This is a genomic window from Limnohabitans sp. Rim8 (genome assembly GCF_945901735.1).
Lineage (GTDB): Bacteria > Pseudomonadota > Gammaproteobacteria > Burkholderiales > Burkholderiaceae_C > Limnohabitans_A.
Genome location: NZ_CAMDLM010000014.1, coordinates 80,267 through 87,877 on the forward strand (window position 1 = coordinate 80,267; position 7,611 = coordinate 87,877).

The window sequence follows — 7,611 nt, forward strand, 5'->3', positions numbered from 1 at the left end:
CCCGCTTCCTGGCCCCTTTTTCAGATACGGGTTCACAAAAAAGGCCCTTCGGGGCCTTTTTTGTGGGCCGAAGCTGGTTGGCTTGTCGGCGGTTGGCTTGTGGTTACCTGCGCCGGCCACTTCCTAGCAAGTTGCCAAGCACGCCGCGCACGATTTCCCTGCCAATGGCCGAGCCCACCGTGCGCACGGCACTTTTGACCACCAACTGGGCCACCCCATCGCGTTGCCCACCGCGCGGGCCTGAGCTGCCAAACAGCATGTCAGACAGCCCACCCATCAGGCCACCGCCGGCCGGTTCGGTCGAAGTTGCAGTTTGCCCTGGCAAAGGGTGGGCGGTTGGAGCTTGACCGGCAGCAGTGGCCTGGCCCTTGATTTTTTCGTAAGCCGACTCCCGGTCCAGGGCTTGTTCGTAAACGCCGGCCACCAAAGAGCCCTGAATCAACGACTGGCGCTGGGCGGGCGTGATGGGGCCGAGTTGGCTGCCCGGGGGCAGCACAAAGACCCGCTCGGTCTCGCAAGGGCGGCCCTTGGCGTCCAGAAAGCTCACCAGGGCCTCGCCTACGGCCAGCTCGGTGATGGCGGCCTCGATGTCCAGTCCTGCCTTGGGGCGCATGGTTTGGGCGGTGGATTTCACGGCTTTTTGATCACGCGGGGTGTACGCGCGCAGGGCATGCTGCACCCGGTTGCCCAACTGGCCCAGCACGCTGTCGGGGATGTCCAGCGGGTTTTGCGTGACGAAGTACACCCCAACGCCTTTGGAGCGCACCAGACGCACCACCAGTTCGATGCGCTCGACCAAGACCGCAGGCGCGTCCTTGAATAGCAAATGCGCCTCGTCAAAAAAGAACACCAGCTTGGGCTTATCCGGGTCGCCGATCTCGGGCAGAACCTCGAACAACTCCGACAGCATCCACAGCAAAAAGGTGGCGTAAAGGCGCGGCGAATTCATCAGCTTGTCGGCCGCAAGGATGTTCACCACCCCCAGGCCTTGCGCGTCGGTCTGCATGAAGTCTTCGATGTTGAGCATGGGCTCGCCAAAGAACTGGTCGCCGCCCTGGGTCTCGATTTGCACCAAGCCGCGCTGGATGGCGCCGACGCTGGCGGCGCTGATGTTGCCGTATTCGGTGGTGAACTGTTTGGCGTTGTCCCCTACGTACTGCAGCATGGCCCGCAGGTCTTTCATGTCCAGCAGCAGCAAGCCGTTGTCGTCGGCGATCTTGAACACCAGGTTCAGCACCCCGGCTTGCGTTTCGTTCAGGCCCAACATGCGGGTCAGCAGCAAGGGGCCCATGTCCGACAGGGTGGCGCGCACCGGGTGGCCTTGTTCGCCAAAAACGTCCCACAACGTGGTGGGGCAGGCCAAGGGCTCCGGCAGCGATAGCCCCCGGTCTTTCAGCACAGCGGCCAGCTTGTCGCCGATCTTGCCCGCTTGGCTGACCCCGGTCAGGTCACCTTTGACGTCGGCCATGAAGACCGGCACGCCCATCCGCGAAAAGTTTTCGGCCAGGGTTTGCAAGGTCACGGTTTTGCCGGTGCCAGTGGCCCCGGTGATCAAGCCATGGCGGTTGGCCAGACCCGGCAGCAGGTGACACTGTGCTTGGGCATTTTGAGCAATCAACATGGGTTCAGCCATCGGAAATCTCCTCCCTGGAGTGAAAAGTAAAATCAAGCCTCTAGATTAAATCAACATTCGAGGAATTTCCTATGGCTGGCCACAGTAAATGGGCAAATATTCAGCACCGCAAGGGGCGGCAAGACGAAAAGCGCCAACGGATCTGGACTCGCGTGGTGCGTGAAATCATGGTCGCGGCCCGCACGGGCGGCGGCGACGTCAGCGCCAATCCCCGCCTGCGCCTGGCCATCGAAAAGGCCAAAGCGGCCAATATGCCGGCCGATACCATCAAGCGCAACGTCGACAAAGCCACCGGCAATCTGGAGGGGGTGACGTACGAGGAAATCCGATACGAGGGCTACGGCATCGGCGGCGCGGCCATCATCGTGGACACCATGACCGACAACCGGGTGCGCACCGTGGCCGAAATGCGCCATGCGCTGAGCAAGCACGGCGGCAACCTGGGCACCGAGGGCTCGGTGGCGTTCCAATTCAAACACTGCGGCCAACTGATTTTTGCACCCGGCACTTCGGAGGATCAGGTCATGGAAGTGGCTTTGGAAGCGGGTGCCGAAGACGTGCTCACCGACCCGGAAGGCGCGATCGAGGTCGTGACCTTGCCCGCTGATTTTGAGGCTGTGAAAAACGCGTTGGAGGCCGCTGGACTGGTGGCCGAGATCTCCGAAGTCACCTGGCGTTCTGAAAATTCAGTGTCTTTGTCCGGCGATGAGGCGGCCAAAATGCAAAAATTATTGGATATATTGGAAGACTTGGACGATGTACAAAATGTATTCCACAACGCTGAATTTGAAGATTAAGGAAGTTGGATGAAAGTATTGATCGTCGGCAATGGTGGTCGTGAGCACGCCATGGCCTGGAAATTGGCGCAATCACCCAAACTTCAGCAGGTTTATGTGGCACCAGGCAACGGGGGCACAGCCCAAGACAAAAACCTCGTCAATGTGCCGATCACCGACTTGGCGCTGCTGCGCCAGTGGGCCTTGGAGCATGGCATCGGTCTGACTTTGGTGGGGCCAGAGGCGCCCTTGGCAGCGGGCATTGTGGACGACTTTCGCGCCCATGGCTTGCGGATTTTCGGCCCCACCCGGGTCGCCGCTCAGTTGGAAAGTTCCAAGGCTTTTTCCAAGGCATTCATGCAGCGCCACGGCATCCCCACGGCCGCATTTGAGACCTTCACCGAGGCTGCCCTGGCACATGCCTACGTGGACCGCCAAGGCGCACCTATCGTGGTCAAGGCCGACGGCCTGGCGGCGGGCAAAGGCGTGGTGGTGGCCATGACGCTGGCCGAGGCCCATGAGGCGATCGACTTCATGCTGCTGGACAACAGCTTGGGCGTGGCGCACAACGCTGGCGGCGCGCGCGTGGTGATTGAGGAATTTTTGCAGGGCGAAGAAGCCAGCTTCATGGTGCTGTGCGATGGCAAGAACGTGGCGGCCCTGGCCACCAGTCAAGACCACAAACGACTGCAAGACGGCGACGAAGGCCCCAACACGGGCGGCATGGGGGCGTATTCACCCGCCCCCGTGGTCACGGCCGAGGTACACGCCCGCGCCATGCGCGAGGTCATCTTGCCCACCATCCGGGGCATGGAACAAGACGGCATCACCTACACCGGCTTCTTGTACGCAGGTCTGATGATCGACCCGCAGGGCCGCATCAAGACCCTGGAATTCAACTGTCGTATGGGCGACCCCGAAACCCAACCCATCCTGATGCGCCTGAAGTCTGATTTTTTGGAGGTGCTGTTGGCGGCGACCGGCGAGGCTCTGAATCATTTGGAAATGGAATGGGACCGGCGCGTGGCTTTGGGCGTGGTCATGGCTGCAGCGGGTTACCCACTCAACCCGCGCAAGGGCGATGTCATCACCGGCCTGCCCAAGGACCAGAACGATGCCATGGTGTTCCATGCGGGCACCATCGAAAAAGACGGTCAAATCCTGACCTCTGGCGGGCGTGTGCTGTGCGTCACGGCGCTGGCTGATTCGGTTAAACAGGCCCAGCAAAAGGCCTACCAAACCGCCAGCCTGATAGCCTTTGACGGCATGCAGATGCGCCAGGACATCGGTTACCGCGCCATCAAAAACTGAAGCCACACTTCCACCATGCGCAGTCCGCCCGACCACCCCGTGACCTTCAAGGGCTCCCCCTTGGCCCGATGGGTTTTGAAACTGCTGGGTTGGCATGTGGACTTTGGGGGGTTTCCGACCCGTCAGGGCGTGGCTGTTTTCTATCCGCACACCAGCAATTGGGATTTTCCGATCGGCATGCTGGCCAAATGGGCACTGGGCGTTCCGGTGCATTTTTGGGGCAAGGCCTCGTTGTTCAAGTTTCCATTGGTCGGAGCCTGGCTTCGGTGGTTGGGCGGCATCCCGATTGACCGCAGCTCGTCAAAGGGCGTGGTCGGTCAGATGGTGCATGTTTTTGAGCAGCACAAGCAAAACGACCAATTTCTCTGGCTTGGGTTGGCGCCCGAGGGCACACGCAGCCATACACCGGGCTGGCGCAGCGGTTTTTACCAACTGGCCCTCGGGGCGCAAGTGCCCTTGGCCTTGGTCAAGCTGGACTGGGGGCGGCGCCGTTTCGGTGTGGTCGATTTTTACGATCTGACGGGCCATGTCGAGCAAGATTACGCTCACATGGCCCAAGTCTATGCAGGGGTGACGGGCTTGCATGTGCACCAGATGGGGCCCATCATCCCGTGGCGCCCTGTTCAGGCCGTTCAGCCGTCCCCGCCAGAGACCACGACCCTTTCCTGAAACCCTACAACGTCTGTCTCCACCATGAGCACCAGTTTCGAACTCGGCACCGTCAAAAACTACCTGCTGGGCCTGCAGGCCCGCATCACCGGGGCCTTGACGGACTTGGATGGCACCCCTTTCTTGACCGATGTTTGGCAAAAAGAGCCCGGTGAAAAACTTCAGGGCAATGGCATCACCCAGATTTTGGAGGGCGGACCGGTGTTCGAGCGGGCCGGGTGTGGTTTTTCGCATGTGACCGGGTCGCAGTTGCCGCCCTCGGCCACCCAGCACCGCCCCGAGCTGACGGGATCGGCTTTTGAAGCCATGGGCATGTCCCTGGTGTTCCACCCGCGCAACCCCTATGTGCCCACAGTGCACATGAACGTGCGCATGATCGCGGCCAAACCTGAGGGCAGGGCGCCCGTGGCCTGGTTTGGCGGTGGCATGGACCTGACACCTTACTACGGCTTTGACGAAGACGCGGTGCATTTTCACCAGACTTGCAAGGACGCGTTGAGCCCGTTTGGCGAGGGTTTACATCCTCGCTTCAAGACCTGGTGTGATGACTATTTTTGCAACAAGCACCGCCATGAGCAACGCGGTGTGGGCGGCATTTTCTTTGACGACTTTTCCGAGCTGGGCATGGCGCAGAGCTTTGCCATGCTGCAAAGCGTGGGTGATTCACTGCTGACGGCCTACATGCCGATCGTGCTTCGCCGCAAAGACATGCCTTATGGCGCGGGTGAGCGCGACTTTCAGCTCTACCGCCGGGGCCGCTATGTCGAGTTCAACCTGGTCTGGGATCGGGGCACGCATTTCGGTTTGCAATCGGGCGGACGCACCGAATCGATCTTGCTGTCCATGCCGCCTGAAGTTCGCTGGTCTTATCAGCGCCAGGATCCGCCGGGATCGCCCGAATCGCGCTTGCTCAGTCATTTTCTGGTTCCCAAGGACTGGGTTTGAACCTGCCGACTGCGCTGCCGAACGCCAAGGCTGGCATACAGCGTCTGGGTGTTTTTGGTGGGGCTTTTGATCCACCGCACCTGGCGCATGTGGCCTTGGTGGAGGCGGCCATCGTGCAGTTGCAACTCCAGCAAGTGCGTGTGTTGCCCACGGGCGATGCTTGGCACAAACCGCGTCAGTTGTCTGATGCCGCCAACCGCGTGGCCATGACCCGACTGGCCTTTGCGGATTTGCCATCCGTGGTGGTGGACGAGCGCGAAATAGGCCGATCCGGTCCCAGCTACACGGTGGACACCTTGCATGAACTGCATGCCGAATACCCGCAGGCGCAGCTGTTCTTGCTCATTGGTGAAGACCAGCGGCGGTCCTTGACCTCCTGGCACCAAATCGGTGAAATCGGGCGCATCGCTATAATCTGCGCCGCAGGCCGTGAGTTGGCCGTGCGTGCTTGGAACGAAGAACCAGGCACGGCACCCACAAGCCCCCCCCTTTCTGACACGCTTCAAGCGCGCATTCGCACTCTGGACATGCCGCTGATGCCCCACAGTGCCACGGACATCCGTATGCTGGCGGCCACAGAGCAGGCCCTGACAGGCTTGGTTCCCCCCGCTGTAGAGCGCTATATTCATGAACACCACCTTTACAGGCCCCATTGATGACCGATAACGCAGCCAAAAAAGACATTCAAAAACTCCAACGAACCATTGTGGACGCACTCGAGGACGTCAAGGCCCAAGAGATCCAGGTGTTTGACACCGAGCACCTTTCCTCCTTGTTTGAGCGGGTCATCATTGCCTCGGGTACCTCCAACCGCCAGACCAAAGCTTTGGCCGCCAGCGTGCGTGACAAAGTGCGAAACGCCGGCTTTGGCAAACCCCGTATGGAGGGCGAAGACAACGGCGAGTGGATCATTGTCGATTGCGGCCCAGCCGTGGTGCACGTCATGCAGCCCACCATTCGCACCTACTACAACCTGGAAGAAATCTGGGGCGGAACACCGGTGCGTCTGAAGTTTGGTGCACCCAAGCCCGAGGCGACCGCCGAAGTCAAAGGCCATATCAAGAATTCTGTGGCCAAAAAAGCCGCCAGCAAAACTACCACGGCCAAGCCTGGTGCGAAAGCCAAGCCCGCCTTGAAGGCCCCGGCCAAATCCGGCAAGCCTGCCGCCAAAGCAGCGCCCAAACCAGCTGGCAAAACAGCAGCAAAAACGGCCACCAAAACCACGGCCAAGACAGCAGTCAAATCGGCCTCCAAAACGACCGCCAAGCCCGTGTCCAAAACAGCCACCCAATCCGCGGCCAAACCCAGCAGCTCCAGCAGCAAACCCACCCTGAAAACGGTGGGCAAGCCTGCGGCGAAGTCTGCCGCCAAGCCTGCTGCCAAAAAGTCATCGGTCCGCAAGCCGGTGCAAGCGGCCAGCCGCCGCAAAGCCGATTGATCCTGCATGAAGCTGCTGATCGTTGCGGTCGGCCTGCGCGTGCCTGAATGGGCGCAGACCGCTTGGGACGATTACGCTAAACGGTTTCCGCCTGAGCTCAAGGTCGAGCTCAAGGCCGTGAAAACCGAGCCCCGGGGCTCCAAAACGCTGCCCAACCTCTACGCGGCCGAGCGTCAGCGGATCGAAGCGGCTATTCCCCGCGGCACCCGCACCGTGGTGCTCGACGAGCGGGGCACCTCCTTGACCACCCAAGCCCTGGCCACAAGGCTGACCAACTGGCAGCTCGGAGGCGACGATGTGGCCCTGGTGATTGGCGGCCCGGATGGACTCGATCCCGAATTTCGTCAAACGGCACACGAGCGCATCCGCTTGTCTGACCTGACCTTGCCCCACGCCATGGCCCGGGTGCTGCTCATCGAGCAGCTTTACCGCGCCTGGTCCATCAACGCCAGCCACCCTTACCACCGCGAATAGGGGGATGCTGCTAAAAATTTGGACTACCTGGAGGTAGTTCATGTATTCATACGAAGATCGAATCAAGGCTGTCCGGCTTTATCTGAAGCTAGGCAAGCGTCTGGGAGTCACCATCCGTCAGTTGGGTTATCCGACAAAGAACACGTTCATCCAGAGCGTTGACGCCTACATTCGCTGGTATTAAGAGAAGCGAATCAAAGTGTCATTGGGGTCACTCTGAGTCGCCCCGGATTTTGAGGAGGCTCCACACTTTGAGAAGATGGAGCCATGAGCAAGAAATCAAACCGTTTTTCACCCGAGGTGCGCGAACGCGCTGTCCGCATGGTGCTCGAACACCGAGGCGAGTACCCCTCCCTTTGGGCCAC

8 protein-coding genes are annotated in these 7,611 nt (G+C 60.3%); 7 read left to right on the forward strand and 1 reads right to left on the reverse strand.

The features are described 5' to 3' along the window. Positions 1-103: 103 nt before the first annotated feature. Positions 104-1,633, reverse strand: a complete 1,530-nt coding sequence (locus Q0O99_RS09010; protein ID WP_293750606.1) for a helicase HerA-like C-terminal domain-containing protein — start codon at positions 1,631-1,633, stop codon at positions 104-106. 71 nt (positions 1,634-1,704) lie between these two features. On the opposite strand from Q0O99_RS09010, the gene Q0O99_RS09015 reads away from it, so the two are divergent. Genes Q0O99_RS09015 through rlmH form a run of 7 tightly spaced genes read left to right on the forward strand, consistent with a single transcriptional unit; the run spans position 1,705 to position 7,246 of the window. Further along, positions 1,705-2,430, forward strand: a complete 726-nt coding sequence (locus Q0O99_RS09015; protein WP_293750607.1) for a YebC/PmpR family DNA-binding transcriptional regulator — start codon at positions 1,705-1,707, stop codon at positions 2,428-2,430. A 9-nt stretch (positions 2,431-2,439) separates the two neighbouring features. Further along, positions 2,440-3,720 carry a phosphoribosylamine--glycine ligase gene (purD, locus tag Q0O99_RS09020; protein WP_293750608.1) on the forward strand — a complete coding sequence of 427 codons (1,281 nt, stop codon included), beginning with the start codon at positions 2,440-2,442 and terminating at the stop codon, positions 3,718-3,720. 15 nt (positions 3,721-3,735) lie between these two features. Beyond that, positions 3,736-4,389 (forward strand): 1-acyl-sn-glycerol-3-phosphate acyltransferase, encoded by a 654-nt coding sequence (locus tag Q0O99_RS09025; protein ID WP_293750609.1) that lies wholly within the window; start codon positions 3,736-3,738, stop codon positions 4,387-4,389. A gap of 24 nt (positions 4,390-4,413) precedes the next feature. Further along, positions 4,414-5,334: an oxygen-dependent coproporphyrinogen oxidase gene (hemF, locus tag Q0O99_RS09030; protein WP_293750610.1), complete on the forward strand. Its 921-nt coding sequence runs from the start codon at positions 4,414-4,416 to the stop codon at positions 5,332-5,334. Then, entirely contained in the window at positions 5,331-5,990 is a 660-nt protein-coding gene (gene nadD / locus Q0O99_RS09035) for a nicotinate (nicotinamide) nucleotide adenylyltransferase (RefSeq protein WP_293750611.1), read from the forward strand. Before hemF ends, nadD begins: the two co-directional genes overlap by 4 nt. Then, a complete protein-coding gene (gene rsfS / locus Q0O99_RS09040; protein WP_293750612.1) occupies positions 5,990-6,772 on the forward strand; it encodes a ribosome silencing factor in 783 nt (260 codons plus the stop codon). Before nadD ends, rsfS begins: the two co-directional genes overlap by 1 nt. Before the next feature lie 6 nt (positions 6,773-6,778). Then, a complete protein-coding gene (gene rlmH / locus Q0O99_RS09045) occupies positions 6,779-7,246 on the forward strand; it encodes a 23S rRNA (pseudouridine(1915)-N(3))-methyltransferase RlmH (protein WP_293750613.1) in 468 nt (155 codons plus the stop codon). The last annotated feature ends 365 nt before the right edge of the window (positions 7,247-7,611 follow it).

Bases quoted from the DNA above. Each gene is read 5' to 3' on its own strand.
- hemF (WP_293750610.1), top strand. From the start codon at position 4,414: ATGAGCACCAGTTTCGAACTCGGCACCGTCAAAAACTACCTGCTGGGC.
- Q0O99_RS09015 (WP_293750607.1), top strand. From the start codon at position 1,705: ATGGCTGGCCACAGTAAATGGGCAAATATTCAGCACCGCAAGGGGCGG.
- purD (WP_293750608.1), top strand. From the start codon at position 2,440: ATGAAAGTATTGATCGTCGGCAATGGTGGTCGTGAGCACGCCATGGCC.
- Q0O99_RS09010 (WP_293750606.1), bottom strand. From the start codon at position 1,633: ATGGCTGAACCCATGTTGATTGCTCAAAATGCCCAAGCACAGTGTCAC.
- rlmH (WP_293750613.1), top strand. From the start codon at position 6,779: ATGAAGCTGCTGATCGTTGCGGTCGGCCTGCGCGTGCCTGAATGGGCG.
- Q0O99_RS09025 (WP_293750609.1), top strand. From the start codon at position 3,736: ATGCGCAGTCCGCCCGACCACCCCGTGACCTTCAAGGGCTCCCCCTTG.
- rsfS (WP_293750612.1), top strand. From the start codon at position 5,990: ATGACCGATAACGCAGCCAAAAAAGACATTCAAAAACTCCAACGAACC.